This is a genomic window from Cupriavidus sp. FW305-26 (assembly GCF_058787975.1).
The window spans coordinates 99,846-126,132 of the sequence record NZ_JBYTAH010000006.1 but is presented as its reverse complement, the minus strand read 5'-3'; the positions used below and the strand labels follow the sequence as shown (position 1 = coordinate 126,132).

Here is a 26,287-nt window from a genome sequence, read left to right as displayed (position 1 = left end):
CCCCCCCCCACCAACCCCGATATGCATGGGGTCAGCGGGAGGTGTTGTCTATGGGGTTGGTCTCGAGCATCGGGTTGGAAAGGACAACAGCAGGGAGCGTGCCAGCTCCAGCGCCATGCCCGCGCGGATCACGGAAGTGCCTGTAAACACGGGGGTTTTTCATTGCAGCCGGCGCCGGCCGCGGATGCGCGGCGAGCTGGCGTCACGGCGTACTGGCGGGGCGCAACCAACAGATCGCGCATCGGTGTTGGATGGCACGCGACACTTGCGGAGCCGGCGCAAAAAAAACGGCGGCACACGCGCGCCGCCGTCACCGCAAGGTCCGGGTCACTTCACGTAGATCGTGATCTTCTTCGAATAGACCGGCGGGTTGGTGGGAATGTGCTTGTCATCCCCCATCAAAAGCTGCAGCGTATGCTTGCCAGGCGGCAGCTCGATCATGGTCTCGGTCTCCCCCGCCCCGAAATGCAGGTGATTGCGGTCGTTGGGGATTTCCTTGTCCATCGGCGGCAGATCCGCATCGATCAGCAGATGATGGTGCCCGGTATTGGGATACTTCACATCCTTCGGCGCCACCCCCATATTGCGCAGCCCGAACCACACCTTGAATGGCTTGCCCGCGGGCATCGTCTGCCCGTCGTTGGGCCAGCCGATATACAGGTAGGCGTTGGGCGGCGCCGGCGTCGAACCACCCTGCACCACCGCTGACAGCAGCAGGCTGGCGGCAAAGACAGCCGCGGCAAGTAGTCTGGACATGGTGCTCTCCCCTGTTTCCTGATCGACCTGGTTCGGCTTCCGCGGCGCGCGCTGCACCGCTATTTCACCGTGATCGTGATCTTCTTCGAATAGATCGGCGGCTCGAACGGCACGTGCTTGGCATCGCCCATCAGCAACTGCAGCGTATGCTTGCCGGGCGGCAACTCAATGCGCGCGTCGGTCTCGCCCGCCCCGAAGTGCAGGTGGTTCTTGTCCGAAGGGATTTCCTTGTCCAGCGGCGGCAGCTCGGTGTCGACCAGCAGGTGGTGGTGCCCGCAGCGCGGCGACTCGACGCCCTTGGGGCAGACGCCCATATTGCGCAGGCCCATGCGCACCCACAACTTGCCGCCGCTGATGACCGTGCCATCGTGCGGCCAGATGATGTAGGCCTCGGCATTGGGCGGGGCTGCCGTCGACAGCGAAAGCGACGGCGCAGCGGCCAGGGTGGCAGCCGCCAGCAGGCGGAACAGGAATCGTCTGGACATACGCGGCGCCTCCCGGAAACAGTCCGAAACCCGATCACGTTGTCCCGAAAGCCCATTCTTGTTGCTTGTTGGTCAGCGCTCGGCGATTCGTCATTCAGGTTAGGTCGCAAGCCCGGAAAAAGCGAACCCGGCGCGTCGCGGCGGCATGGCAATGCCCCGCCGGAGACACAAGCGCTGTGCTATCTTGAAGCAAGCCCGGTCGACGTCTCGGCAACACCACAATGCGCCCCCGACGCATGTGCCGGCAGCTACCGGCATGCGGCGGGATCGCCGCGGCTCCAGCGAGGTGTGAAGATGTGGCGCAATCTACCAGTCGTATGCGCGGCCGCCATGGCCGCCATGGCCGCGATACTCGCCGGCGCGCCGCTGCCTGCGCAGGCGGCCGCCGCTGCCGCAGGCCCCGCGGCCACGGAACCGCTGCTGCTCGCCGGCATCATGCCCAAGAACACCGACGAGCAGTACGAGCTGAGCTTCTGGGAATCGATCAAGAACAGCAATTACGCCGGCGACTACGAGGCCTACCTGAAGCAGTATCCCAACGGACGCTTCGCGGTGCTGGCCAGGGCGCGCCTGGAGCGGCTGGCGGCGTCCGCCTCCGCACCCAAGGCCCAGGCGCCCGCGCCCGCCCCGCCGCCCCGCTCCGGCACCTCTGCCGCGGGCCAGGTCACGCGGCCCCCAGCGCCCGCCGCGGCAGCGCGTCCGGCATCGCCGCCTGCTGCGCCACCGGCAACTGCATCGCCGCGCCCGGGCACGGCGGCGGGCGGCGCGGTCAGCCCCACATTGCGCACCGGCGAGATCCGCGATTGCCCGACCTGCCCGGTGCTGGTTTCCTTGCCGGCGGGCAGCTTCACCATGGGCAGCAGTGCCAGCGATCCCGCCGAGAAGCCCCCGCATCACGTCACCATCGGCCAGCCGTTTGCCATCGGCCGCTATGAGGTCACGGTCGAGCAATGGAATGCCTGCGCCGACGCCGGCGGCTGCCAGCGCGTCCCTACCGTCGCCGACAGCCCGAAGACCGCGCCGGTGCGTGATGTCAGCTGGGACGACGCGCAGCAGTACGTGGCCTGGCTCAGCAAGACCACCGGCAAGGCCTACCGGCTGCCCACCGAGGCGGAATGGGAATACGCAGCGCGCGGCGGCACCGCCAGTGCCTACTGGTGGGGCGACCAGATGCGCAAGGGCAATGCCAACTGCAAGGACTGCGGCGACCCCTGGAGCCAGGATGCGCCGGCCGCGGTCGGGACGTTCGCGGCCAACCCGTACGGCCTGCACGACGTCAACGGCAGCGTGTGGGAATGGGTGGCCGATTGCTGGCACAGCTCATACAAGGGCGCGCCCGCCGACGGGCGCGTGTGGAACGAGAACGCGTGCGGCGCACGCGTGATCCGCGGCGGCTCCTGGCGCGAAGGGGCGAGCTACATGGTGTCGTCGACGCGCTTCAAGTACAGCCCCAGCGTGCGGCAGTCGCAGAACGGCTTTCGCGTGGCGCGCGACATGAAGTAGCGGCTGGCGCAATTGGCAAGCCGGCCAGGTGGCAGCAATCAGCGCGCGCGCGTGGAGATCTGCACCAGGTCCGCGCTGATGCGGTCCCGCCCATAGGTGCGTGCCATCTGCGCCAGCGGCTTTTCCAGTGCCTTCAGGTAGTCCTTGTGCGACTCGACCTCTGCGCGCCGGCCCTCGAACAGCGGCGCGGGCGTGGTCAGCAACACCACCAGCTCGGTGCCGAACGGCCCGGAGATGATCCAGTCGCCACCGTCGCCAACCGTGGCGCCATGGCTGGGCGGCGCCTGGTGGGCGGGCACGCGCGCGCTCGGCACCATGTGCGCCACCTTGCCGTCGGCCGCGAAGTAATCGACATAGACATAGGAGTCGCGGGCCGGGGTGCGCAGATCCAGCACCAGCGGTGACCCTTCGGTCAGCTGCGTGCCCTGGCCGCGCAGCCGCAGCGACGAAGCCGTGCCCCCTTCGCGGTGGCCCGACCAGTACGGCGCGATCAGGGTGGCCACGTCGCACTTGTCGGCGGCCAGCGGCTGGGTGTCGATCGACACGCCCTTGAGCTCCTTGACGCCCGGCAACGCGCTGAGCTGCTCGCGCAGCCGCACGGCGCCGACGCTCTCGGCCAGGAAGCCACGCACACGCAACGTCTGCGCCTGCTGGGTGGCGGTGAGCAGCGAGCACGGCACCGCGGCCAGCATCTTCGTGACGTCGGCCATCGACAGCACCGCCGGGCGGGCAGCCGGTGCGGGCGGGATGACCGGCGCTGCGGGCACCGGTGTAGCCGGGGCCTCGACGCGCGCATCGCCAGCCGGTGCTTCGGCCTGGCGCTGCGAATGCCAGGCGTAGTAGCCGATCGCCGACACGCCCGCCAGCACGGCCAGCGCGCCGCCTGCCATCAGCGGCGAGGGGCGCCGCGTGGACACCACCGGCACCGCGCTCATGCCATGCAGGAAGCGCGCGACGGTGGGCGTGCGTGTCTCGCGGTCGAGCGACAGCGCCTCGCGCAGGGTCTTCCACTGCGTGCGGCTCAACTGCGGCGGCTGCGCCGGCTTGAGCCCGGCATCGCGCGCCTGGTTGGCCGAGAGCCGCTGGTAGGGATGCTTGCCGGTCAGCAGTTCATAGGTCACGCAGGCCAGCGCAAAGATGTCGTCGCGCGGGTCGGGCTCGCAATGGTCGAACATCTCCGGGCTGGCGTAGGCTGGCGTCATGCCACCCAGCGAGCCGGGATCGAACACGGTCCGGTCGGACTCGTCGGCCGGCGGCAGGAAGCCGCGCGCGATGCCGAAGTCGATCACCTTGACCTCGCCGTTGGCGGTCAGGAAGACGTTGGCGGGCTTGAAGTCGCAGTGCACGAAGCCGCGCTCGTGCGCGTATGCCAGCGCATTGCCCATGCCGTTGATGATCGACATGGCGCGCGCCATCGGCATGCCGGTGAAGCCCGGGGCCTTGAGCACATGGTTGAGCGAAGAGCCTGACAGGTATTCCATGGTCAGGAAGACCACCGGCCCGTCGCGGTCGAAGTCATAGACGGTGACGATATTCCGGTGCGCCAGCGTCTGCGCCTTGCGCGCCTCGCGCTGCAGCGCCATCAGCGACTTGGGGTGCCCGCTGAACTGCAGGTTCAGGACCTTGATGGCGATATAGGGCTTGCGGTCCGAGGCTTCCAGCTTGCGCAGGTCGAGCGCCTTGTAGACCGTGCCCATGCCGCCCACGCCCAGGCATTCTTCCAGCACGAAGCGGCCGTTCAGCGTATCGCCCACGCCCTTGGTATGCGCCGCCTGCGGCAGCGTGCCCGGCTCGGGCGAGGTCGCATACAGCGAGCCCGTCTGCGTGCCGGCCAGGCGCGTGGCCTCGGTGGCGCCGTCGTACTGCGTGGCGCCGCGGCGCTCGATGCGCCGCATGACTTCGGCATAGACCGCGGGCGGGAACGGGAAGCGCGTGTTTTCCTCGATGACCACGCGCGCGGCCTGGCTGGGCGTGGTGGGATCCTGCGCCAGCGCCGTTTCGAACGACGCAACAAACTCGTCGTCGGAGAGACCGCCGTTCTGGAACTTGCGGATCAGTTCTTTGAGACTGGCCACGGGATGCCCCGACATGGTTGCTGGCACGGCCCATCCCACAGTGCAGATATGCCCTGCCTTCGAGATGGATACTAGTGCGCACCCATGGCATGCGCAAACCGCGCGAGGCCGGCGTGCAACGCGGCGCGCGGGCGCTCTTTGCGAATCGCGTCACCTGTAGCGCGCCACTGTCGCGGCCGCGCCAACACCAGCACGCCGGCTGTTGCCTGCGGCCCGTCACCCGCGGCATGCGGCAGGCCTTACAGCCAGCGGGCGCGAGCCGACATCGAAAATAAATCCCCCATGCTTTCAGGCAGTTGCGCGTGCCTGGCGGGGGCCGGCAACGGCGTTGGCACATTCCCTGCGTTAGTACCTCCCGATGGGCCGGCAATTGCGCCGCCATCTGAGCGCACCGCGCGGCGGTCCGGCGGGCAAGACCGCGGACCGCCTCGCCTATACTGAAGCGGTTCCGCGGCCGCATGGCCGTGGCGCCGCTTGACCGGAGACAGCCATGGCAGTGATCGTCATCAAGGATTTGCCCGACAGCATGGATCTCGACCGGCAGGCCATGACCGCCATCCTGGGCGGCGGGCGTACCGCCGGCGGCCAGGCATGGCATGGCTTGCGGCGCCAGGGCGCCGCGCGCATCGTCGACTACCCGGGCGGATTGCCGGGCAACCGCCATGTGATGCCGCAGGAGCAGCCGCTAGGGCGGCTGCCGCGCAAGGCCGCTGGCAAGGATGCAGAAGACTGAACCGCAACCACAACCGCCAAATGAAAAGCCCGCCATCGCTGGCGGGCTTTGGATGCGGACGGGCCCGGACCACCTGGGTCACGCGGTCAGCAGTTCGGTCATTCTGTTCCAGGCAGGCTTCCCATGATTCCGCCCATGATGCATGAAGCGGACGCCCATCCGGACCACCCGGAGAGTCGCAGGAAGTCTGGCGCGTGGAGTCAATGACCGCAGTGCTCGCCGCGAACAGCGGCCCAATGCCGCTGCAGGAGGTCAAGCGGGAGCGTTTTCGTCCGCCCCGTGCGGGCATCCTGTGTGCTCGCGCCTCCAGTATAGGCGGGGGTTTTCGGCTTTCAACCAGCGTGGCGCGGGGCGCGTCCGGAAGGTGACGAGCGCCTGACATATCCGGTTACGTTTTCGCAGTGCAACAAAAATTCCATACTCTGCTATAATCCGCGCCGTGAGTTTCGCAACTGTGAGATCCGCCAAACGCCCGGCTTCCTGCCGCGGCGAATCCGCTGCCCTCCCAAGCTCTGTTTCCTCGCTGCCGGACGCCTAGTCATCACTTCATGGCCCCAGCCGCCCAGCAGAACGCACCGCTCACCTGACGTCGCCTCGTCTCCGATCCTGTTGAACAGCCTGAAACCTGAGCTGTTTGCCTGCCAGGGATACGGCCGGACCGCCTAGCGGGACCAGCCACCGCCCTGCCTGCCGCCGTACTGCCAGCTGTGTCTGTCGTAACGGCCTCACCGATTGGCGCCGAAGCCTTTTTAAGACTTTGCACTGCGCCCACCCCATTTTGCTTTGCCGGGGTGCCATGCATTTATTTGACCATTCCGACATGACCCAGCACGACATTCGTGCGGAGCAAGCTATTGCCTCCGCGACCGACGCTTCGATCACTTCCGACGCTGCCCAGAGCCCGCTCGACAAGCTCGACGCCCTGCTCAACCCCAGCCCGGCAGTTGAAGAAGCCCCGGCCGTGGAAAGCGGTTTCGCCACGCTTGGCCTCGATGCGGCCATCCTGCGCGCCCTCTCCGAACTGAACTACAACACGCCCACGCCGGTGCAGGCCCAGGCCATCCCGGCCTTCCTGGCCGGCCGTGACCTGCTGGTCTCGAGCCAGACCGGCTCGGGCAAGACCGCCGCGTTCATGCTGCCCGCGATCCAGCGCATCAGCGAAATGCCGGCGCCGCAGCGCGCGACCGAGCCCGCCAAGCGCATGAAGGGCAAGCGCCCCCGCCCGTCGCCGGCTCAGCCCGCACTGCTGGTGCTGACCCCGACGCGCGAACTGGCCCTGCAGGTGACCGAGGCCGCCGCCAAGTACGGCCGCAACCTGCGCCGCATCGTCTGCGCCAGCATCCTGGGCGGCATGCCCTACCCCAAGCAGCTGGCCGCGCTGGCCAAGATGCCTGACATCCTGGTGGCCACGCCGGGCCGCCTGCTCGACCATATCGACGCCGGCCGCATCGACCTGTCGGCACTGCAGATGCTGGTGTTCGACGAAGCCGACCGCATGCTCGACATGGGCTTTGCCGACGACATCGACGCCATCGTCAATGCCACCCCGGCCACGCGCCAGACGCTGATGTTCTCGGCCACGCTGGATGCGCGCATTGCCCAGCTGGCCTCGCGCCAGCTGCGCGACCCGCAGCGCATCGAGATCGCCGCGGCCCGCGCCGACCAGAGCCATATCGAGCAGCGCCTGCACTTCACCGACGACATGTCGCACAAGGAACGCCTGCTGGACCACCTGCTGCGCGACGCGACGCTCAAGCAAGCCATCGTCTTCACCGCGACCAAGCGCGATGCCGATTCGCTGGCCGAGCGCCTGTCCGACACCGGCTTTTCGGCCGGCGCGCTGCACGGCGACATGACCCAGGGCGCGCGCAACCGCACCCTGACCGCACTGCGCCGCGGCAACCTGCGCGTGCTGGTGGCCACCGACGTGGCCGCGCGCGGCATCGACGTGCCCGATATCACCCACGTGGTGAACTTCGACCTGCCCAAGCAGGCCGAGGACTACGTGCACCGCATCGGCCGTACCGGCCGCGCGGGCCGCTCGGGCACCGCCATCAACCTGGTGAACCACAACGACATGTTCCAGTGGAAGCGCATCGAGCGCTTCACCAACCAGCGCATCGACGCTTCGGTGATCGAAGGCCTGGAGCCGCGCCGTTCGCCCAAGCCGCGTTCCAACTTCGGCGGCAAGCCGGGTGGCGGCCGTGGTGACTTCCGCGGCAATGGCGGCGGCTACCGTGGCGGCGAACGCAGCTTCGGCGACCGCAAGTTCGGCGGCGGCGAAAGCCGCACCGGCTTCGGCGAGCGCAAGTTCAGCGGCGAGAGCCGCGGCTTCGGCAACCGCCCGGAAGGCGCACGCCCGTTCGGTGACGACAACCGCGGCGGCTTCGGCAATCGTGAAGGCGGCTACCGTGGCCAGGGCCAGGGCGGCCAGGGCGGCCAGGGCGCCGGCTACCGCGGCGCCAACGACGGTGCGCGTGGCTTCGGCAACCGCGAAGGTGGCCGCAGCTTCGGCGACGACAACCGCGGTGGTTTCGGCAACCGCGACGGCGCCGCCCCCCGCAGCTTTGGCGACAACAACCGTGGTGGCTTCGGCGACCGCACTGGCGGCGGCTATCGTGGCAACACCGGTGGCAACGGCGACGGCCGCAGCTTCGGCAACCGCGACGGCAACCGTGACGGCAATCGCAGTTTCGGCGGCAATGGCAGCGGCAACCGCAACAGCCGTTCGCGCTACGAGCGTTGATGCGGTGGTGCGCTAAGCGCACCTGCCAGGCAGAAGAAAGGGCACCCTCGGGTGCTCTTTTTTGTTGTCGCGTACAGCCCGCTACGGCGCGCAGGTGCGAAAGCCGATGAAGGACAGGTCGTCCTCCGGCAACCGCGCCCACCTTGCCCGCACATGGCGCAGCCGCGCGGGGCTGGCGAACGACACACCGCGCACCGCCTGGTGCGTGCCGAAGCGCCCCACCACCTCGCTGTCTGACGGCGCGGCGGCAAACCCGGCGTACGGCTCATAGGGCGTGGCAGTCCACTCACGCAGCGTCCCCCACTGCAGGCCGCGGTTCTGCGTCGCGGCAAGCTCCCATTCCGATTCCGCCGGCAGGCGCCGCCCCGCCCACACGCACCACGCCTGCGCCTCGTACAGCGTGACATGGCGCACCGCCTCATCCGGATTGAGCGTGCGCCGCGTGCCGAAGCGCTCCACCATCCAGGCGCGCGATTCCGGATGGCGCGACCAGTAGCGCGGCGCCGAGCGTTCCTGCGTCATCAGCCACTGGCGCCCCGCTGCCGACCACCACGCCGGGTGCTCGTAGCCGCCGTCCTCGACGAACTCGAGAAACTGCGCGTTGCTGACCGGCGCCATGTCCATTTCAAACGCGGGCACGTAGGTGGGCTGCGGCGGCAGCTCATCGGGCCAGGCAAAGCCGTCGGGATCGCTCCAGCCGAGCGTGAAGCGACCGCCCGGGAAATGCAGGGTGCCGCCATGCCCCGCAGGCTGCACCGGACCGGCGCCGATGGCCTCCGCGGGAGCCATGCCCAGCGCCTGCAACAGCGCGGCCACGCCTTCGCCCTGGGCATCCTCATGCAGCAGCGCGCGGCGGTACGGGTACAGGGTCAGGTCGCTGTCGTCGGCCAGCAGCGCAATCCGGCGCAGCACGCCGTCGAGCACGTGGGCGGCGTAGCGCTTGACCACCGCGACGTCGGGCAGCGTGACCTCCCAGCGCTCGTCGGGGCCGATGCGGTCCGGGTCGAACCACTCGTCGGCACCGTCCAGCAGCGACGGCTCAGATGCCACCGGCACCGGCACGCCGCCGCGGTCCACCTGGCGCACGCCGCGCAGGCACCACCACTCCGCATGCCAGGCCACGTGCCCGAGCGTCCACAACGGCGGATCGGCATCGTACTGATGCGGCACGTCCCAGGCGCGGCGCGTCTGCCCGAACGGTGCCAGCCACGCCAGCGTGCGGTTGCGCGCATCGACCAGCGCCTGCGCCAGCCCTTCACGCGGCAGCCGGCGCGGGTCGGACCAGGTCGCCTTGCCGCCGGTGAAGTAGAGATCGGGAAGCATGGGAAAGCCGCTCATCGGGAAAGTCCGTGCAGGGGAGTGAACAGTGGACAGGCAGTGACCGAAGCAGGCAACTGCTGGCCCGGCGCTCGCACGCCAGGCCGGCCGCGGTCATTATGACACTACCTGCCATCCCCGCCGGATGGCGCCCGCGCGGGCGGATCAGCCGCGCGCGTGGAACACGGCGAACCAGCCGCTCGGGTCGGTCCAGTACACCGGGTCGTCAAACCCGGCGGCTTCCAACAAGAGCGTGAAGTCCTCCGGGCGGTACTTGTAGGAGTCCTCGGTATGAATCCGTTCGCCGGCGGCAAACTCGCGCGCGCCGCCCTGCCACTGCACGCGCACGTCGCGGCACGCCTGCAGGTGCATCTGGATGCGCGAGGCCGCGCGGTCGAAGCTCGCCACATGGCGCCAGTCGTCCAGCGAGAAATCCGTGCCGACGATGCGGTTCACGTTGCGCAGCACGTTGCGGTTGAACGCGGCGGTGACGCCCAGCGCATCGTCATAGGCAGACACCAGCGTGGCTTCGTCCTTGTGCAGGTCGACCCCGATCAGCACGCCGTCGCCGCGCCCGGCCGCGCCGCGCATGCGCTGCAGCAACGCCAGGGCCTCGACCGGGGCGAAATTGCCGATGCTCGAGCCCGGATAGAAGAACAGCCGCCTGCCGCGCCTGACGTTGGCGGGCAGATCGAACGGCGCACACAGGTCGGCGCCCAGGCCCAGCATCGGGATGTCGGGATGCTGCTGCTGCAGCGACGACAGCGTCGCGCGCAGGAACTCTATGGAGATATCCAGCGCCACGTACTGCGCCGGGCGCAGGGTGCCAAAGAGCCTGGCAGCCTTTTCGCAATTGCCTGCACCCAGGTCCACCAGCACGCAGCCGCTGCCGGCACGCGCGGCGATGGCGGGCGCCGCGCTGGCAAAGATCGCGGCCTCGGTACGGGTCGGGTAGTACTCTGGCAGGTCGGTGATGGCTTCGAACAGGCGCGAGCCCAGCACGTCGTAGAAGAACTTGGGGCTGATGGCGGCCTGCCCGGCACGCAGCCCGGCCAGCACCTGCTCGCGCAGCGCGCCGCTGTCCTCGCGGTACTGCTGCAAGAACTCCGGCTGGGGCGGCTGCCGGTGCGCGCGGCCATTGGCCAGCGCGACCAGGGCGGGCGGTGCGGCCGCATGGCCGTTGTGGTGGTTCAGGGGTGGGAGAGGTGTCTGCGGGGCTTTTTTCTGGAAGGGGGTATTCGGCGGATTCGGGACAGCCGGCATGTCGTTTCCTTGTGTGGTCGCGAATGGTCACTGCTTCACTGCGTATTCCCCAAGGCCGCGCTGTGCATGTCGTGCGCGCCGGTCTCCGCAACGCCTCCCTGTGCCGTCCGGGACGCATCGGGCGAAGCCGAACCTAAAGGATAGGCCCATCCGGCGGATCGCGCACCGCCGATCGCCGGATGCGCCGCACGCAGCACATCAAGAACTTTGAGTCAGTATCTTTCCTAATGGGGCATATCCCTTGCAGTTCGTTTATAATCCCGCCCAGCGCGGCCCCGAAACGGGTCGTGTCCCTCAAAGGGGAGTAGCTCCGGGGCCCATGCCCTTAGCACAATCGTCATTCCGGGACCCTTGTCCCCGGTTGTGCTGACTACCGGCGTGCATACCGCGCCAGTGGTCGAGCAAGACCTTTGCAACCTGGACTTCATGGTTTGCAAAGGCGCCCCCACGCTCCCGTGCTACGTGAAACCAGGCGAACCCGATACGCGCACTTGCGCTGATTTGTACCCTGAGGAGAGTTCATGGAGTGGTTTACCGATCTGTTCACGATGCAGTTCCTGACGGCACTGCTGTCCATCGTCGTCATTGACCTGGTGCTGGCTGGAGACAATGCCATCGTGATCGCCCTGGCGGCGCGCAACCTGCCCGCCCACCTGCAGAAGAAGGCCATCATCTGGGGTACCGTCGGCGCCGTGGTGGTGCGCTCGGCCATGACGATCGGGGTGGTCTGGCTGCTGAAGATTCCGGGGCTGATGCTGATCGGCGGCCTGGCGCTGGTGTGGATTGCCTACAAGCTGCTGTCCGACGAAGGCGACGGCGAGGGGCACGGCTCGGGCGCCTCGACCCTGTGGGGCGCAATGAAGACCATCATCATCGCCGACGCGGTGATGGGCGTGGACAACGTGCTGGCCGTGGCCGGCGCCGCGCACGGCAGCTTCCTGCTGGTGGTGCTGGGCCTGCTGATCAGCATCCCGATCGTGGTGTGGGGCTCGAGCCTGGTGCTCAAGCTGATGAGCCGCTTCCCGATCATCATCTACCTGGGCGCAGGCGTGCTGGCGTTCACGGCAGTCAAGATGATCGTGCACGAGCCGATGATCAAGGCGTTCTTCGAAGCCAACCCGGTGGTCAACTGGGGCCTGTACGTGCTGATCGTCGGCGGCGTGCTGGGCGCCGGCTACCTGGTGCAGAAGCGCCGCGTGCAGCAACCGGCCGGCAGCCACTAAGGCGGCAAGCCGTGCCAGGCATGGCCGGGGCACCCGCCCCGGCCATGCCTCTGAAGGGCCATCCTGAGGGATGGCCCTTTTGCTTTAAAATGCCAGCTTTGCGGGACCAGTACCCGCGTCACTCCCGATCCCGCCCCGCGCCGATGAAACAGTACCTCGACTTCATGCGCCATGTGTACGAGCATGGCACCGACAAGGCCGACCGCACCGGCACCGGCACGCGCTCGGTGTTCGGCTACCAGATGCGCTTCGACCTGCGCGCAGGCTTCCCGGTGGTGACCACCAAGAAGCTGCACCTGAAGTCGATCATCTATGAATTGCTGTGGTTCCTGCAGGGCTCGACCAACGTGCGCTGGCTGCAGGAGCACGGCGTCACCATCTGGGACGAGTGGGCCGACGAGAACGGCGAACTGGGCCCGGTCTACGGCTCGCAATGGCGCTCGTGGCCGACGCCGGACGGCCGACATATCGACCAGATCACCGACCTGGTGGCGCAGATCCGCGCCAATCCGGATTCGCGCCGCCTGATCGTGTCGGCCTGGAACGTGGCCGACATCCCGCGCATGAAGCTGCCGCCCTGCCACGCGTTCTTCCAGTTCTACGTGGCCGATGGCCGGCTGTCGTGCCAGCTCTACCAGCGCAGCGCCGATATCTTCCTGGGCGTGCCGTTCAATATCGCCAGCTATGCGCTGCTGACCCACATGATGGCGCAGCAGACCGGGCTGGAAGTGGGCGACTTCGTCTGGACCGGCGGCGACTGCCACCTGTACAACAACCATTTCGAGCAGGTGCAGACCCAGCTGGCGCGCGAGCCGCTGGCGCTGCCGCAGCTGAAGATCCTGCGCAAGCCCGACAGCATCTTCGACTACCGCTACGAAGACTTTGAACTGGCCGGCTACCAGTCGCACGCCGTCATCAAGGCACCGGTGGCCGTATGACGCTGCTGACACTGGTCGTCGCCCGCGCCCGCAACAACACCATCGGCCGCGACAACACGCTGCCGTGGCGCCTGCCGGAAGACCTGGCGCACTTCAAGCGCACCACCATGGGCGCGCCCGTGATCATGGGCCGCAAGACCTGGGACTCGATCGGCCGCCCGCTGCCGGGGCGCCGCAATATCGTGGTCAGCCGCAACCCGGACCTGCGCATCGAGGGCGCCGAGGTGGCGGCCTCGCTGGAAGATGCCCAGCGCCTGTGCGTGGGCGCGGAGCAGATCTTCCTGATCGGCGGCGCGCAGCTCTACGCCGAGGCCATGCCATGCGCGGACCGGCTGGTGGTGACCGAGATCGATGCGGATGTGGAAGGCGATGCCTTCTTCCCGGCGATCGACCGCACCCAATGGGTGGAGACCGCGCGCGAGACGCATCATTCGGAGGCCAATGGCTTCGACTATGCGTTCGTCACGTACGAGCGGCCGCCGTCGGACGAGTCGTAAGCCGTTGCGCGGGCAATAAAAAAGCAGGCCGTCAGGCCTGCTTTTTTATTGGGTGGCGCGCGCCGCTCAGGTGCCGGCAATCGTCATCTGCTCGAGCAGGATCGAGCCGGTTTCCTTGGTGCCGCGCACCAGCGAGTCCGCGCCGATGGCGACGATCTGCTGGAACATCTCGGCCATATTGCCGGCGATGGTGATTTCCTCCACCGGGTACTGGATCACGCCGTTCTCGACCCAGTAGCCCGAGGCGCCGCGCGAATAGTCGCCGGTCACGTAGTTGACGCCCTGCCCCATCAGCTCGGTCACCAGCAGGCCGGTGCCGAGCTTGCGCAGCATCGCCGGGAAGTCGTCGCCGGGCTCGGTCAGCGAGCTGGTCAGTGTCAGGTTGTGCGAGCCGCCGGCGTTGCCGGTGGTCTGCATGCCGAGCTTGCGCGCGGAATAGGTCGACAGGAAATAGCCCTGCACCACGCCGTCGCGGACCACGTCGCGGGCACGGGTGCGCACGCCTTCCTCGTCGAACGGGGCGCTGCCCATGGCGCCGGGGGTGTGCGGCTGCTCATGGATCTGGATATGCGGCGCAAACACGGCCTGGCCCAGCGAATCGCACAGGAACGTGGATTTGCGGTACAGCGCGCCGCCCGACACCGCCTGCACGAAGGCGCCCAGCAGCCCCGCGGCAAGCGGCGCCTCGAACAGCACCGGGCAGCGGCGCGTGGACAGCTGGCGCGCCTGCAGCCGCGCCAGCGCGCGCTCGGCGGCGTAGCGGCCGATGTCCTCGGGCGCGGCCAGCGCCAGCGGCGAGCGCTTGGACGAGTACCAGTCATCGCGCTGCATGCCGCTGCCGCTGCCGGCGATCGGCGCGCACGAGATGAAATGGCGCGAATACGGGTAGCCGCCCGAGAAGCCGCGCGTGGTCGCCAGCACGAACTGCGAATGCTGCGCCGACACGCTGGCGCCGTCGCTGTTGCGGATACGCGGCGACACCGCGAAGGCGGCGGCCTCGGCGCGGGTGGCAATGTCGATGGCGCGCTCGGCGTCAAGCGCCCACGGGTGGAACAGTTCCAGGTCCTGCGGCGCGCGTTCCAGCAGTTCTTCCTCGGCCAGGCCGGCGCAATCGTCCTCGGCCGTGAAGCGGGCGATGTTGTAGGCGGCCTCGGCAGTGGCGCGCAGCGCGGCCGGCGAGAAGTCCGAGGTGCTGGCATTGCCGCGGCGCTTGCCGATCATGACCGTGACCCCGACCACCTTGTCGCGGTTCTGCTCGATGGTTTCCACCTGCCCCTTGCGTACCGATACCGACAGGCCGCTGCCTTCGGAGATCTCGGTGGCGGCGTCGGTCGCCCCAAGTTCGCGTGCAACGCGCAGCACATCGGCGGCCATCTCGCTGAGCTGGGCCTGGGTGTAGGTGAAGTGCGCGGTCTGTTCTGCGATCTGGTCCATGCTGGGCGGGTGTCATCAAAAGTCCAAGCGGCAATCATAGCAAGATAAAATGCCGGGCATGACGCGAAATTCCCGTAATCCGAATGGCTCGCGCTTTCCCGGAGGCTTTGCGCCCGAACCGGAAGACGACGAACCGAAAAGCAAGTCGCAGCGCAAGCGCGAAATGACCGCCCTGCAGGACCTTGGCGCCGAGCTCGAAGCCCTGGCCAAGGACCGCCTGGCGCGCGTGCCCATGCCCGAAGCGCTCGCCGACGCCATCCACCAGGCCCGCCGCATCAACAGCCACGAGGGCAAGCGCCGCCAGATGCAGTTCGTGGGCAAGATCATGCGCGGCCTCGACGACGAAGAGGTCGAGGTGATCCGGCAAGCGCTGGAGGGCTTCAAGGGCACCAGCAAGGCCGAAACCGCCCGCATGCACCTGATCGAGCGCTGGCGCGAGCTGCTGCTGGCCGACGACGCGGCGCTGACGCGCTTCCTCGCCGAGCACCCCGGCATCGACGTGCAGGCGCTGCGCAATACCATCCGCAACGCGCGCAAGGAAAAGGAGCAAGGCAAGCCGCCGCGCTATTTCCGCGAGCTGTTCCAGGCGATCAAGACGGCGCTGGATGCGAAGGACGGCAAGGCCGGCGCCGCCGCGGACCAACCCCCTACCCCGGAGCCCGAGGCATGACCCAGACCACGCAGCCGGTAGTCCGCAACCATCCCGATGAACTCGTTGTCGGCTTCGTTTCGATCTCGGACCGCGCCTCGGCCGGCACCTACCAGGACGAAGGCATCCCGGCGCTGCGCGAGTGGTTCGGGCGCACGCTGACCACGCCCTGGCAGGCGGTGGAGCGGCTGATCCCGGACGAGCAGGCGCAGATCTCGCGCACCCTGATCGACCTGGTCGACGTGGCCGGCTGCGACCTGGTGCTGACCACCGGCGGCACCGGCCCGGCGCGCCGCGACGTGACGCCAGAGGCCACGCTGGCCGTGGGCACCAAGGAAATGCCCGGCTTCGGCGAGCAGATGCGCCAGGTCAGCCTGCATTTCGTGCCGACCGCGATCCTGTCGCGCCAGGTGGCGGTGATCCGCGAGACCGCCAGCCGCGCCGCGCTGATCGTCAACCTGCCCGGCCAGCCGCGCGCCATCCGCGAGACCCTGGAGGGCCTGCGCGATGCCGATGGCAAGGCCGTGGCGCAAGGGATCTTTGCTGCGGTGCCGTATTGCATCGACCTGATCGGCGGCCCCTACATGGAAACCGATGAGGCCGTGGTCAAGGCCTGGCGCCCGAAGAACGCCGTGCGGGCCAAGCCCGCGGCGTAATCGCCAATCCCCGCAGGCGCGCGCCTGCGGGCTCCCCTTCCCCGCGCCTCAGCGCAAGCCCAGGTACAACCCCACCGGCACGAACACCACCGCGGCGATGTTGCCCAGCAGCACGATCGACGCCACCTGGTCCGGCTCCTGCCGGAAATGGTCCGCCACCAGGAAGTTCAGCACCGCCGGCGGCAGCGCGGCAAACACAAAGAGCAGGCCGCGCTGCAATTCGGTCAGCGGCACCCACTGCGCCAGCAGCAGCGCCACCGCGATTCCCGTCAGCGGGCAGGCCGCGGCGCCGACCAGGCCCATGCCCCAGTTGCGCAGGCTCACGTCCTTCATGCGCACGCCCAGCGCAAACAGCATCAGCGGCACGGTGGCGTCGCCCAGCAGCTTGACCGACTGGTATACCGGGTCCGGCAGCGTGAACCATGGCCGCGCCAGCGCCAGCGCCACGCCCGCCACGGTGGCCAGCACCATGGGGTTGCGCGCGATCTGCGCCATCGACGCATGGCGGTTGACGATCTTCATGCCGATGGTGAAGTGCATCAGGTTCGATGCCGCGAACAGCGCCACCGCCGGCGCCAGCCCCGCCGGACCGAAGGCAAATACCGACAGCGGCAGCCCCATGTTGCCGCAGTTGTTGAACATCATCGGCGGCACGAAGGTGCGCGGATCGGCCTTCAGCAGCCGCGCCAGCGCCCACGCCAGCACGCCGGAGCCCAGCACCACCGCCACCGCGCAGCCCAGCAGCACCAGCTGGTCGGCCAGCACGAAATCCTTGCTGACGAAGGCCGACACCACCAGCAGCGGTGCGATCACGTCCAGCGTGGCGCGGTTGATGCCGGCCATGTCCGGATGGGCCTTGCGCCCGTACAGCCACCCGACCAGGATGATCAGGATGACCGGCGTGATGATGGAGACGATGCGCTCAAGCATGGGCAGGCGGGCGGGACGCGCCCCGGCGGCGGCCGCCCCGTGCGGGCGGCCCGTCGCTTGCAGTGGATTGTTGTTCCGGGAGCAGCCGGCCCCGCTTATTGCGCGGGCGTGTCGGCGGCCGGCGCGTCCGCTGCCGGTGCGGCGCCCGGCGCGGTGTGCCGGATAAAGTGCGTGCGGTAGTAGCGCAGTTCTTCGACCGATTCCAGGATGTCGGCCAGCGCCGTATGCAGCTGGCGCTTGATAAAGCCCTTGTGGATGGCCGGCTCCCAGCGCTTGCACAACTCCTTCAGCGTGGACACGTCCAGGTTGCGGTAGTGGAAGAAGGCCTCCAGCTTGGGCATGTAGCGCGCCATGAAGCGGCGGTCCTGGCAGATCGAGTTGCCGCACATCGGCGACTTGCTGGCCGGCACCCAGCGCTTGAGGAAGGCCAGCAGCTCGGCCTCGGCCTGCTCTTCGGTCAGGGTCGATGCCTTGACCTTGTCGATCAGGCCCGAGCGGCCGTGGGTGCCCTTGTTCCAGTTGTCCATGCCATCGAGCACGGCGTCGCTCTGGTGGATCACCAGCACCGGGCCTTCCGCCAGGATATTGAGTTCGGAGTCGGTAACGACGATCGCGATTTCGATGATGCGATCGGTATCCGGCTGCAGGCCGGTCATTTCCATGTCCAGCCAGATCAGGTTGTTTTCGCTTTTGACGGATTTGGCGGTGGCTTGGCTTGTCATCGGGACTGCGGAAGATAGGGATTTCAGGGAAGCGGCCGCGGCGGGGGCGGGCGCGAACAATTTATAATTCTCGCATATCCGTCCGGAATGGCCGTTTGCGCACCAGCGCCGGGGTGTTTTCCGGATATCCCGGACCACCGCCTGCCCCACCCCGGGGCTCGGCGGTTCCAACGGACGCCCGCCGCGCACAATGCGGGGCGCCCGCACCCACAACAAGGCTCTTGCCGATGTTCACGATTGTCTTTCTCGCCGCCCTGGTGCTGATGGTGCTGACCAGGCTCTGGCTGGCCGCCCGCCAGGTCCGGCATGTGGCGCAGCACCGCAATGCGGTGCCGCCGCGCTTTGCCGACACCATCAGCCTGGCCTCGCACCAGAAGGCCGCGGACTACACCATCGCCCGCACCCGGCTGTCGATGCTCGAGGTGCTGGCCGGGGCCGCGGTGCTGATCGGCTTCACCATGCTGGGCGGGCTGCAGTGGCTCAACCAGTCCTGGCTGGACACTTTCGGCCCAGGCTATGCCTATGGCGTGGCGCTGGTGGCCAGCGTGGCGCTGATCGGCGGGCTGGTGGACCTGCCGTTCTCGCTGTACGGCCAGTTCGGCATCGAGCAGCGCTTCGGCTTCAACAAGATGACGTTCGGCCTGTGGCTGGCCGACATGGCCAAGATGCTGGTGGTGGCCTGCGCGCTGGGCCTGCCGCTGCTGCTGGCGGTGCTGTGGCTGATGGAGCGCGCCGGCTCGCTGTGGTGGGTCTGGACCTGGCTGGTGTGGATGGCCTTCAACCTGTTCCTGCTGGTGGTGTTCCCGACCTTTATCGCACCGCTGTTCAACAAGTTCGAGCCGCTCACCGACGAATCGCTGCGCCAGCGCATCGAGGCCCTGATGAAGCGCTGCGGCTTTGCCAGCAAGGGCCTGTTCGTGATGGACGGCAGCAAGCGCAGCGCCCACGGCAATGCGTATTTCACCGGCTTCGGCGCGGCCAAGCGCATTGTCTTCTTCGACACGCTGCTGGAGCGCCTGTCGGGCGACGAGATCGAGGCGGTGCTGGCACATGAGCTGGGCCACTTCAAGCGCCGCCACGTGACCAAGCGCATCGTCGTCACCTTTGCGCTGAGCCTGGTGTTCCTGGCGCTGCTGGGCTGGCTGGCCACGCGCAGCTGGTTCTACACCGGGCTGGGCGTGGTGCCCAACCTGGGCGTGTCCAACAACGCGCTGGCGCTGGTGCTGTTCTTCCTGGCGCTGCCGGTGTTCACCTTCCTGCTGGGGCCGCTGTCGAGCCTGTCGTCGCGCCGCCATGAGTTCGAGGCCGACGCCTTTGCCGCCGACCAGACCGATGCCGGCAACCTGGTGTCGGCGCTGGTGAAGCTGTACAAGGACAACGCCTCGACGCTGACGCCGGATCCGCTCTACAGCGCCTTCTACTACTCGCATCCGCCCGCCGCGCAGCGGATCGACCGCCTGCTGGCGCACGCATGAGCCGCGCCACGCGTCACCGCAACGCCGGCGGCGGCAGCCATGCCGGCACGGCCACCGAATCCGCGCTGATCATCGCCGCCCATGGCCGCCACTACGTGGTCGAGCTGGGCGACGGCACGCGCATGCATGCCTTCCCGCGCGGCAAGAAGAGCGACTGCGCGGTGGGCGACCATGTCAGCGTGGAACGCGCCGCCGCCGACCAGTGCGTGATCACCGCGGCCTCGCCGCGCAAGAACCTGCTGCACCGCTCCGACCAGTTCAAGTCCAAGCTGCTGGCCGCCAATATCGACCAGGTCGTGATCGTGCTGGCAACCGAGCCGGGCTTCTCCGAAGACCTGCTCGGCCGCGCGCTGGTGTCGGCCGAGGCCATGGAGATCCGGCCGCTGATCGTGCTCAACAAGACCGACCTGCCCGACCGGCTCGAAGAAGCGCGAGGGCGCCTGGCGCTTTACCGCGGGCTGGGCTACGACACGCTGGAGCTGTCGGTCCGCGCCGACCCGGCGCAGGCGCTGGCCGCGCTCAAGCCGCGCCTGGCGGGGCTGGCCAGCATCCTGATCGGGCAATCGGGCATGGGCAAGTCGTCGCTGCTGAACCTGCTGATCCCGGGCGTGGATGCACAGACCCGCGAGATCTCGGCCAAGCTCGACTCCGGCAAGCACACCACCACCTTCACGCGGCTCTATCACCTGCCGGCCGAATGGGGCACCGTGGACGGCCATCAGGGTGCGCTGATCGATTCGCCGGGCTTCCAGGAATTCGGCCTGTACCACCTGAGCGAGGGCATGCTGGAGCGCGCCTTCCCGGAGTTCCGCCCGCTGCTGACCGGGTGCCGCTTCTACAACTGCCACCACGTCAACGAGCCCGGCTGCGGCGTGCTGGCCGCGGTCGCCTCGGGAGCGATCTCCGAGCGCCGCCACCAGCTCTACATGCAGTTGCTGCACGAATCCAACCAGCAGAAGCCGTGGTAAGGTAAGCGCACCTGGGTTACCCGGTGCGCTGCCATGAAACTGCTGCTGTCCGCCACTTCCCTCGTCCATGCAGCCCATTGCCGGAACGTCCTGCGGGCGGCCGGCATCCGGGCGGAATTGCGCAATACCTGGCTGGCCGGCGCGACCGGCGAGATCCCGTTCCGGGAGAGTGCGCCACAGGTGTGGCTGGTCGATGACGAGATGGAAGCGCAGGCGTGGGCGGTGCTCAATGCCGCCGCCAACCCGGCGCCGGGGCCGAGCTGGCAATGCCGCCACTGCCTGGAGTGGCACGAGGCCCAGTTCGGGGCCTGCTGGCGCTGCGGCGCGGCCCGCGACTAGCGCGCCGCCCCCTTTTTAACGCTGGTCAGCCGACCCAGAGCGCCAGCGACAGCATCGCCAGCAGCAGCATCCACAGCACCACCGCGCGCCATACCAGGCCCACGGCCGACTGCAGCGTGCGCACGCCGGGCTCGGTGCCGAATTCGGGCGGCACCGGTTCCGGGCCGCCGTTTTCCTCTTCCATGCCGGGCGCATAGTCCACGGCCGGGCCAGCCACGCTGGCGCGCAGCACCACGGTGGAATCATCCTCGGCCAGCGGCGTGCCCAGGCGCACGCCCAGCGCCCCGCCCCCACTGGCAAGCAGGATGCCGTTGACGGCATCGTTCCACTTGCGCGCATGGTTGCGCCAGGCGTAGACCGCGTCCTCGAAGTTGCCGACGATGGCAAAGCCGATCGCCGTCAGCCGCGACGGAATCCAGTCCAGCAAATAGAAGGCGCGCGCCGCAAAGCGGCCCAGCGCGGGGCTGCGCTCGGTCGAGGGCTGGTTCCAGTGGCGGCTCAGGTATTCGGCGGTGCGGTACAGCACCACCCCGCCGGGGCCGACCGGCACCAGGAACCAGAAGAACACGCCGAACACATGCCGGTGCACGGCGATGATGGCCGCCTCCAGCGTGTGCCGCACGATCTCGGAGACCGGCATCTCGACGGTGTCCAGGCCGGTCCACTCGTGCAGCAGCGTGCGCGCGGTATGGACGTCATCGCGGTTGAGGGCCTCGTGGATGTCGGTGAAGTAGTGGCTGAACTGGCGAAAGCCCAGCGTCATGTACAGCACCAGCACATTCCAGGCGAGCGTCAGCGCCACGCTGATCGAGGCCAGCAGGTAGTGCACCACGATCACCGCCAGGGTCAGCGGCAGGACCACGGTCAGCCAGGCCAGCGCGGCATCGCGCGGGCGGCCGGTGTCGAAGGCGTGTTCCGCGCGGTCGCCGAGTGCGCGCACGATCTCGTGGATCGGGTTGTTGCGGCCCAGGGCGCGGAATTGTTCAGCGATCAGCGCCAGGAGAATGGAAACAAAGGTCATCTTGGTACGGGGTGTTCCAAGGGCACGCCTGGCCCTTCCGGGCTTGCCGGCGATGTGCCGGCGCAGGCGCAATGCATAGCGAGAAGATAGCACAGCGGTACCTGCCGGAGCCCGGCGCGCAATGCAAAAAGCAAAAGCCCGCCGAAGGCGGGCTCTCGCATGCGGCAATGAACGATGCTCAGGGCAGGTCGAACACCAGCACTTCGGCGCCATCGCCGCCGGACAGCGCGACCTCGCCCTCGGCTTCCAGCTTCGCCGCGTCGCCGGCTTCAAGCGCCTTGCCGTTGACCGTCACCCGACCGCGCGCCACGTGGATATAGGCGCGGCGGCCCGGCGCAAGCGCCAGCGTGGCAGCCTCGTCGCCATCGAACAGGCCGGCGTACAGGCGCACGTCCTGGTGGACCACCACCGAGCCCTCGGCACCATCGGCGCTGGCCACCAGGCGCAGCTTGCCACGCTTGTCGGCTGCGTCGAAATGCTTTTCCTCGTAGCCGGGCTCGATGCCGTTCTCGGCCGGCATGATCCAGATCTGCAGGAAGTGGGTGGTGTCGTGCGCGGCGTGGTTGTACTCCGAATGGCGCACGCCGGTGCCGGCGCTCATGCGCTGCACATCGCCAGGGCGGATCACGCTGCCGTTGCCGATGCTGTCCTTGTGGGCCAGTTCGCCCTCAAGCACGTAGCTGATGATCTCCATGTCGCGGTGGCCGTGCGTGCCAAAGCCCATGCCCGGCGCGACGCGGTCCTCGTTGATCACTCGCAGTGGCCCAAACTGCACATGCCGCGGGTCATAGTAGTCGGCGAACGAGAACGAATGAAAGGACTTCAGCCAGCCATGATCGGCGTAACCACGCTCTGCAGACTTTCTGATTTCAATCATTTTGATGGCCCTCCTTGAGCCTGTTTGCCCGCAAGCACTGGCTTGGTAACCGTGTCGCGGCATACGTTTTCGCTTTGATGCTAGGAAGTTTAGGGCTTGAGGCGTATATTTACGGGGATCGACTTAGAAGCAGTCATTCAGAATTTCTGAACATGGCCCTCTCGCTAGAATCCCTCGAAGTCCTCGACGCCATCGAACGCAAGGGCAGCTTTGCCGCCGCCGCCCACGAGATGGGCAAGGTCCCTTCCGCGCTGACCTACGTGGTGCGCAAGCTGGAAGAAGACCTGGACGTGCTGCTGTTCGACCGGCGCCGCCACCGCGCCGAGCTGACGCCGGCCGGACGCGCCCTGCTCGATGAGGGCCGCCACCTGCTGCATGCCGCCGATGACCTGGCACGGCGCGTCAAGCGCCTGGCCACCGGCTGGGAGGCTACCCTCACCATCGTGGTCGACGACCTGATCAACTTCCGCGCGCTGCTGCCGGTGATCCACGACTTCTACGCCGAGAACACCGCCACCCGGCTGCGCTTTTCCAAGGAAGTGCTGGGCGGCGCCTGGGATGCGCTGGTCAACAACCGCGCCGACCTGGTGATCGGCGGCGCCTACGATGCGCCCAGCACGCAGGGCTTCCAGATCCGGCCACTGGGCTCGATGCCGTTCGTGTTCGCGGTTGCCGCGCACCATCCGCTGGCCACCGAGGAAGGCCCGCTCACCACCATCCAGATCGCCAGGCACCGCATCGTCGCGGTGGGCGACACCTCGCGCAACCTGCCGGCGCGTACCCATGGCGTGCTGGCCGGGCAAGACGTGCTGGTGGTGCCCACCATGCGCGACAAGCTCGAGGCACAGATCCGTGGGCTGGGCTGCGGCTGGCTGCCGGCGCCGATGGCGCAACCCCATATCGAAAGCGGCGTACTGCAGGCACGCGAGACCGTCGAGGTGCGCGCGCCCGGCAACTTCAAGGTAGCCTGGCGCACCAGCAACCGCGGCAAGGCGCTGCAGTGGTGGGCCAGCAAGCTGGAAGACCCGCGCCTTGCGCAGGCACTGCTGCAGCAACCCGACTTCGCCGGCTGAGGGCAGGTCTCATGGCAGTGACAGCAACGACGGCAGCAACGACGGTTGCCGCGACCGGCTATCGCGGCCGCTTCGCCCCCTCGCCCACCGGGCCGCTGCATATGGGCTCGCTGGTCACCGCGCTGGCGAGCTGGCTGGACGCGCGCGCGCACGGCGGCCAGTGGCTGGTGCGCATCGAGGACATCGACATGCCGCGCTGCGTGCGCGGCGCGGACGACGACATCCTGCTCACGCTGGAACGCCTGGGCATGGCGCCGGACGAGCCGCCGGTATGGCAGAGCCGGCGTGAGCCGTTCTATGCCGATGCGCTGCGCCGCCTCGACGCCGCCGGGCAGCTCTACCCGTGCGGCTGTTCGCGCAAGGAGATCGCCGACTCACTGGTGCACGTGCGCGAGCGGCACCAGACCCTGGGCTATCCCGGCACCTGCCGCCACGGCCTGAACGGCAAGCTGCCGCGCGCCTGGCGCGTGCGCGTGCCGGACGGCCCGGCCGCCACCCTGTGCTTCGACGACCGCTGGCAGGGCCGCCAGTGCCAGGACCTGGAAACCGAGCTGGGCGACTTCGTGCTGCGCCGCGCGGACGGGCTGTGGGCGTATCAACTGGCGGTAGTGGTGGATGACGGCTTGCAGGGCATCACGCATATCGTGCGCGGCGCCGACCTGCTCGACTCCACGCCGCGCCAGATCCACCTGCAGCACCTGCTGGGCCTGCCCACGCCGGCGTACCTGCACGTGCCAGTGGTGGTCAACGAAACCGGCGAGAAGCTGAGCAAGCAAAGCGGTGCGCAGGCAATCGACACCACCGCACCGCTGGACGCGCTGCGCGAAGCCGGCACTCACCTGGGGCTGTCGAACCGCGCGGACAATGTGAAGGACTGGCTTGCGCGCGCCACCGACGGGTGGCGCCAGTTGCTGGCCGATCTGCCGCGACCCCCGCACGGATAGCGCCCCCCCCAAAAGCAAATGGCCCGCGCAGGCGGGCCATTTTCAGCTACGGCAGGATCAGATCAGGACTTGCGCGGCACGCCGCCCAGCAGGGCAGCCACCGGCCGCTTGGGCGCCTGGCGGCCGCGGCTCAGCGCGGCGGCGACTTCATCGGCCGCCTTGGCCTGGGCGACGCTGGCGGCGCTGGGCTCGTACGGGCGCGAGAAGAACGGATCATCCGAGGCACGGAACACCTGGCGGTTGGCGCTGTGCTCGTGGCGGCGCGGACGCTCTTCGCCCTCGCCGTTGCCGCGCGCGCGACGCACGTCGCTACGCTCGCGGCGGCGCTCGGTATCGCCCTGGCGGGCGCGCTCGCCGGTCGGGTCGAAGCCTTCCAGCTTGCCGCGCGGGATGCTGCGCTTGATCAGCTTCTCGATATCGGACAGCAGGCGCTCGTCATTGCCCGGCACGTAGATCGACAGCGCATCGCCGCTGGCGCCGGCCCGGCCGGTACGGCCGATGCGGTGCACATAGTCTTCGGCACTGTACGGCACGTCGAAGTTGACCACGCACGGCATGTCGGGAATATCCAGCCCGCGCGCGGCCACGTCGGTGGCGACCAGCGCGTCGATGGTGCCGCTCTTGAACCCTTCCAGCGTCTGCATGCGCTCGGTCTGGGTCTTGTCGCCGTGGATGGCGGCGGCGTTGATGCCCTCGCGCTCCAAATGGCGCGCCAGGCGCGAGCAGCCGATCTTGCTGTTGACGAAGACGATGCACTGGCGCGACAGCCCCTGCTCGGCGCGCTGCTTGAGCAGGTGCACGACCGCCGCCTGCTTGTGGCCGTCTTCGACCAGGTACACCATCTGGCGCACGTTCTCGTTGGTCGAGTTGCTGCGTGCCACTTCGATCGTGACCGGGTGCTTCAGGTAGCTGGAGGCAAGCCGCTTGATTTCCGGCGAGAACGTAGCCGAGAACAGCAGCGTCTGGCGATGCGCCGGCAGCAGGTTGATGATGCGCTGCAGGTCCGGCAGGAAGCCCATGTCGAGCATGCGGTCGGCTTCGTCCAGCACCAGCATCTGCACCTGCGACAGGTTGACCGACTTCTGCTGCACGTGGTCCAGCAGGCGGCCGGGCGTTGCCACCAGGATCTCCACGCCGCGGCGCAGGGCGTCGGTCTGCGGGTTCATGTCGACGCCGCCGAACACCACGGTGCTGCGCAGGTCGGTGTGCTTGGCGTAGCGCGCGACGTTGTCATAGACCTGGTCGGCCAGTTCGCGCGTGGGGGTCAGCATCAGCGCGCGCACCGGGTGGCGCGCCGGCGAGGCGCTGGCATTGGCCAGCGGCAGCAGGCGCTGGATGATCGGCAGCGCGAAGCCCGCGGTCTTGCCGGTGCCGGTCTGCGCGGCGCCCATCATGTCCTTGCCTATCAGCACGACCGGGATGGCCTGTGCCTGGATCGGGGTGGGCGTGGTGTAGCCCTGCTCGGACAAGGCGCGCAGGATGCGCGCGTCCAGGCCAAAGCTGTCGAATGTCTGCACGGCGGTCTGCCCCGCGGTAGTGGCTTCTGGTGCGTTCGTAGTGGTCATGGGTATCGGTGTCTGGCGGGAGGCGAACCCGGCACAAACGGATACGCGTCTGGAACTCATCTCGCCCTGACTCTCGCCTGGCGCCGGGAGGGTTCCGG

At 68.2% G+C, this 26,287-nt stretch carries 24 protein-coding genes; 13 read left to right on the top strand and 11 right to left on the bottom strand.

From position 1 onward, the window contains the following. Positions 1-327: 327 nt before the first annotated feature. Positions 328-756, bottom strand: coding sequence for a DUF4399 domain-containing protein (locus tag AC3WQZ_RS06240; protein ID WP_010813600.1), 429 nt, complete (start codon positions 754-756; stop codon positions 328-330). A 59-nt stretch (positions 757-815) separates the two neighbouring features. Beyond that, a complete protein-coding gene (locus tag AC3WQZ_RS06235) occupies positions 816-1,241 on the bottom strand; it encodes a DUF4399 domain-containing protein (protein WP_010813601.1) in 426 nt (141 codons plus the stop codon). 294 nt (positions 1,242-1,535) lie between these two features. Between AC3WQZ_RS06235 and AC3WQZ_RS06230 the strand changes: the two genes are divergently transcribed. Continuing rightward, positions 1,536-2,744, top strand: coding sequence for a formylglycine-generating enzyme family protein (locus AC3WQZ_RS06230; protein WP_058696646.1), 1,209 nt, complete (start codon positions 1,536-1,538; stop codon positions 2,742-2,744). 38 nt (positions 2,745-2,782) lie between these two features. On the opposite strand, the gene AC3WQZ_RS06225 is transcribed toward AC3WQZ_RS06230, so the two are convergent. Continuing rightward, a complete protein-coding gene (locus AC3WQZ_RS06225) occupies positions 2,783-4,834 on the bottom strand; it encodes a serine/threonine protein kinase (RefSeq protein ID WP_492300181.1) in 2,052 nt (683 codons plus the stop codon). A 475-nt stretch (positions 4,835-5,309) separates the two neighbouring features. On the opposite strand from AC3WQZ_RS06225, the gene AC3WQZ_RS06220 reads away from it, so the two are divergent. Continuing rightward, positions 5,310-5,552, top strand: a complete 243-nt coding sequence (locus tag AC3WQZ_RS06220; protein ID WP_058696648.1) for a hypothetical protein — start codon at positions 5,310-5,312, stop codon at positions 5,550-5,552. A gap of 820 nt (positions 5,553-6,372) precedes the next feature. Next, on the top strand, positions 6,373-8,298 hold the full coding sequence (locus AC3WQZ_RS06215; protein WP_492300173.1) for a DEAD/DEAH box helicase: 1,926 nt from the start codon (positions 6,373-6,375) through the stop codon (positions 8,296-8,298). 81 nt (positions 8,299-8,379) lie between these two features. On the opposite strand, the gene AC3WQZ_RS06210 is transcribed toward AC3WQZ_RS06215, so the two are convergent. Together AC3WQZ_RS06210 and egtD are read right to left on the bottom strand one after the other, a co-directional pair. After that, entirely contained in the window at positions 8,380-9,636 is a 1,257-nt protein-coding gene (locus AC3WQZ_RS06210; RefSeq protein ID WP_492300171.1) for an SUMF1/EgtB/PvdO family nonheme iron enzyme, read from the bottom strand. Between the two features lie 144 nt (positions 9,637-9,780). Next, a complete protein-coding gene (egtD, locus tag AC3WQZ_RS06205; RefSeq protein ID WP_439670821.1) occupies positions 9,781-10,878 on the bottom strand; it encodes an L-histidine N(alpha)-methyltransferase in 1,098 nt (365 codons plus the stop codon). A gap of 521 nt (positions 10,879-11,399) precedes the next feature. Here egtD and AC3WQZ_RS06200 point away from each other — a divergent pair. The 3 genes from AC3WQZ_RS06200 (at position 11,400) to AC3WQZ_RS06190 (ending at position 13,536) form a co-directional block, all read left to right on the top strand. Further along, entirely contained in the window at positions 11,400-12,101 is a 702-nt protein-coding gene (locus AC3WQZ_RS06200) for a TerC family protein (RefSeq protein WP_010813608.1), read from the top strand. A 143-nt stretch (positions 12,102-12,244) separates the two neighbouring features. Continuing rightward, positions 12,245-13,039 carry a thymidylate synthase gene (locus AC3WQZ_RS06195; RefSeq protein WP_492296532.1) on the top strand — a complete coding sequence of 265 codons (795 nt, stop codon included), beginning with the start codon at positions 12,245-12,247 and terminating at the stop codon, positions 13,037-13,039. After that, complete coding sequence (locus tag AC3WQZ_RS06190) at positions 13,036-13,536, top strand: dihydrofolate reductase (RefSeq protein WP_010813610.1); 501 nt, start codon at positions 13,036-13,038, stop codon at positions 13,534-13,536. Before AC3WQZ_RS06195 ends, AC3WQZ_RS06190 begins: the two co-directional genes overlap by 4 nt. 66 nt (positions 13,537-13,602) lie before the next feature. Here the strand turns inward: AC3WQZ_RS06190 and pmbA are convergent, their stop codons facing one another. Continuing rightward, positions 13,603-14,970 (bottom strand): metalloprotease PmbA, encoded by a 1,368-nt coding sequence (gene pmbA, locus AC3WQZ_RS06185; RefSeq protein WP_010813611.1) that lies wholly within the window; start codon positions 14,968-14,970, stop codon positions 13,603-13,605. Positions 14,971-15,019: 49 nt separating this feature from the next. Between pmbA and yjgA the strand changes: the two genes are divergently transcribed. Both yjgA and mog read left to right on the top strand, forming a co-directional pair. Further along, positions 15,020-15,640, top strand: coding sequence for a ribosome biogenesis factor YjgA (yjgA, locus tag AC3WQZ_RS06180; protein ID WP_010813612.1), 621 nt, complete (start codon positions 15,020-15,022; stop codon positions 15,638-15,640). Beyond that, on the top strand, positions 15,637-16,275 hold the full coding sequence (gene mog / locus AC3WQZ_RS06175) for a molybdopterin adenylyltransferase (protein WP_010813613.1): 639 nt from the start codon (positions 15,637-15,639) through the stop codon (positions 16,273-16,275). The genes yjgA and mog overlap by 4 nt, the downstream gene beginning before the upstream one ends. Before the next feature lie 48 nt (positions 16,276-16,323). Here mog and AC3WQZ_RS06170 read toward each other — a convergent pair whose 3' ends face one another. Further along, a complete protein-coding gene (locus AC3WQZ_RS06170) occupies positions 16,324-17,205 on the bottom strand; it encodes an AEC family transporter (RefSeq protein ID WP_010813614.1) in 882 nt (293 codons plus the stop codon). 95 nt (positions 17,206-17,300) lie between these two features. After that, on the bottom strand, positions 17,301-17,927 hold the full coding sequence (orn, locus tag AC3WQZ_RS06165; RefSeq protein WP_058696652.1) for an oligoribonuclease: 627 nt from the start codon (positions 17,925-17,927) through the stop codon (positions 17,301-17,303). Between the two features lie 227 nt (positions 17,928-18,154). Between orn and AC3WQZ_RS06160 the strand changes: the two genes are divergently transcribed. Genes AC3WQZ_RS06160 through AC3WQZ_RS06150 form a run of 3 tightly spaced genes read left to right on the top strand, consistent with a single transcriptional unit; the run spans position 18,155 to position 20,709 of the window. Beyond that, a complete protein-coding gene (locus AC3WQZ_RS06160) occupies positions 18,155-19,402 on the top strand; it encodes a M48 family metallopeptidase (RefSeq protein ID WP_010813616.1) in 1,248 nt (415 codons plus the stop codon). After that, positions 19,399-20,370, top strand: coding sequence for a ribosome small subunit-dependent GTPase A (gene rsgA, locus AC3WQZ_RS06155; RefSeq protein ID WP_010813617.1), 972 nt, complete (start codon positions 19,399-19,401; stop codon positions 20,368-20,370). The genes AC3WQZ_RS06160 and rsgA overlap by 4 nt, the downstream gene beginning before the upstream one ends. 33 nt (positions 20,371-20,403) lie before the next feature. Further along, a complete protein-coding gene (locus AC3WQZ_RS06150; RefSeq protein WP_010813618.1) occupies positions 20,404-20,709 on the top strand; it encodes a putative signal transducing protein in 306 nt (101 codons plus the stop codon). Positions 20,710-20,734: 25 nt separating this feature from the next. Here AC3WQZ_RS06150 and AC3WQZ_RS06145 read toward each other — a convergent pair whose 3' ends face one another. Both AC3WQZ_RS06145 and AC3WQZ_RS06140 read right to left on the bottom strand, forming a co-directional pair. Beyond that, positions 20,735-21,730, bottom strand: coding sequence for a CobD/CbiB family protein (locus AC3WQZ_RS06145; RefSeq protein WP_010813619.1), 996 nt, complete (start codon positions 21,728-21,730; stop codon positions 20,735-20,737). A 178-nt stretch (positions 21,731-21,908) separates the two neighbouring features. Continuing rightward, positions 21,909-22,607 carry a pirin family protein gene (locus AC3WQZ_RS06140; RefSeq protein WP_058696653.1) on the bottom strand — a complete coding sequence of 233 codons (699 nt, stop codon included), beginning with the start codon at positions 22,605-22,607 and terminating at the stop codon, positions 21,909-21,911. A gap of 152 nt (positions 22,608-22,759) precedes the next feature. Between AC3WQZ_RS06140 and AC3WQZ_RS06135 the strand changes: the two genes are divergently transcribed. Together AC3WQZ_RS06135 and gluQRS are read left to right on the top strand one after the other, a co-directional pair. Further along, the gene (locus tag AC3WQZ_RS06135; RefSeq protein WP_010813621.1) at positions 22,760-23,680 is read left to right on the top strand and encodes a LysR family transcriptional regulator; all 921 of its coding nucleotides are present in this window, start codon (positions 22,760-22,762) and stop codon (positions 23,678-23,680) included. A gap of 11 nt (positions 23,681-23,691) precedes the next feature. Continuing rightward, positions 23,692-24,624, top strand: coding sequence for a tRNA glutamyl-Q(34) synthetase GluQRS (gluQRS, locus tag AC3WQZ_RS06130; protein ID WP_492300169.1), 933 nt, complete (start codon positions 23,692-23,694; stop codon positions 24,622-24,624). 62 nt (positions 24,625-24,686) lie between these two features. On the opposite strand, the gene AC3WQZ_RS06125 is transcribed toward gluQRS, so the two are convergent. Further along, the gene (locus tag AC3WQZ_RS06125) at positions 24,687-26,189 is read right to left on the bottom strand and encodes a DEAD/DEAH box helicase (RefSeq protein ID WP_176844223.1); all 1,503 of its coding nucleotides are present in this window, start codon (positions 26,187-26,189) and stop codon (positions 24,687-24,689) included. Between the last annotated feature and the right edge of the window lie 98 nt (positions 26,190-26,287).

Coding starts and splice junctions, on each gene's coding strand:
- AC3WQZ_RS06240 (WP_010813600.1), bottom strand. CDS start 756: ATGTCCAGACTACTTGCCGCGGCTGTCTTTGCCGCCAGCCTGCTGCTG.
- AC3WQZ_RS06230 (WP_058696646.1), top strand. CDS start 1,536: ATGTGGCGCAATCTACCAGTCGTATGCGCGGCCGCCATGGCCGCCATG.
- AC3WQZ_RS06210 (WP_492300171.1), bottom strand. CDS start 9,636: ATGAGCGGCTTTCCCATGCTTCCCGATCTCTACTTCACCGGCGGCAAG.
- mog (WP_010813613.1), top strand. CDS start 15,637: ATGACCCAGACCACGCAGCCGGTAGTCCGCAACCATCCCGATGAACTC.
- egtD (WP_439670821.1), bottom strand. CDS start 10,878: ATGCCGGCTGTCCCGAATCCGCCGAATACCCCCTTCCAGAAAAAAGCC.
- AC3WQZ_RS06170 (WP_010813614.1), bottom strand. CDS start 17,205: ATGCTTGAGCGCATCGTCTCCATCATCACGCCGGTCATCCTGATCATC.
- AC3WQZ_RS06140 (WP_058696653.1), bottom strand. CDS start 22,607: ATGATTGAAATCAGAAAGTCTGCAGAGCGTGGTTACGCCGATCATGGC.
- AC3WQZ_RS06145 (WP_010813619.1), bottom strand. CDS start 21,730: ATGACCTTTGTTTCCATTCTCCTGGCGCTGATCGCTGAACAATTCCGC.
- pmbA (WP_010813611.1), bottom strand. CDS start 14,970: ATGGACCAGATCGCAGAACAGACCGCGCACTTCACCTACACCCAGGCC.
- gluQRS (WP_492300169.1), top strand. CDS start 23,692: ATGGCAGTGACAGCAACGACGGCAGCAACGACGGTTGCCGCGACCGGC.
- AC3WQZ_RS06190 (WP_010813610.1), top strand. CDS start 13,036: ATGACGCTGCTGACACTGGTCGTCGCCCGCGCCCGCAACAACACCATC.
- AC3WQZ_RS06235 (WP_010813601.1), bottom strand. CDS start 1,241: ATGTCCAGACGATTCCTGTTCCGCCTGCTGGCGGCTGCCACCCTGGCC.
- AC3WQZ_RS06200 (WP_010813608.1), top strand. CDS start 11,400: ATGGAGTGGTTTACCGATCTGTTCACGATGCAGTTCCTGACGGCACTG.
- AC3WQZ_RS06195 (WP_492296532.1), top strand. CDS start 12,245: ATGAAACAGTACCTCGACTTCATGCGCCATGTGTACGAGCATGGCACC.
- AC3WQZ_RS06160 (WP_010813616.1), top strand. CDS start 18,155: ATGTTCACGATTGTCTTTCTCGCCGCCCTGGTGCTGATGGTGCTGACC.
- AC3WQZ_RS06215 (WP_492300173.1), top strand. CDS start 6,373: ATGACCCAGCACGACATTCGTGCGGAGCAAGCTATTGCCTCCGCGACC.
- orn (WP_058696652.1), bottom strand. CDS start 17,927: ATGACAAGCCAAGCCACCGCCAAATCCGTCAAAAGCGAAAACAACCTG.
- yjgA (WP_010813612.1), top strand. CDS start 15,020: ATGCCGGGCATGACGCGAAATTCCCGTAATCCGAATGGCTCGCGCTTT.
- AC3WQZ_RS06225 (WP_492300181.1), bottom strand. CDS start 4,834: ATGTCGGGGCATCCCGTGGCCAGTCTCAAAGAACTGATCCGCAAGTTC.
- AC3WQZ_RS06125 (WP_176844223.1), bottom strand. CDS start 26,189: ATGACCACTACGAACGCACCAGAAGCCACTACCGCGGGGCAGACCGCC.
- rsgA (WP_010813617.1), top strand. CDS start 19,399: ATGAGCCGCGCCACGCGTCACCGCAACGCCGGCGGCGGCAGCCATGCC.
- AC3WQZ_RS06220 (WP_058696648.1), top strand. CDS start 5,310: ATGGCAGTGATCGTCATCAAGGATTTGCCCGACAGCATGGATCTCGAC.
- AC3WQZ_RS06135 (WP_010813621.1), top strand. CDS start 22,760: ATGGCCCTCTCGCTAGAATCCCTCGAAGTCCTCGACGCCATCGAACGC.
- AC3WQZ_RS06150 (WP_010813618.1), top strand. CDS start 20,404: ATGAAACTGCTGCTGTCCGCCACTTCCCTCGTCCATGCAGCCCATTGC.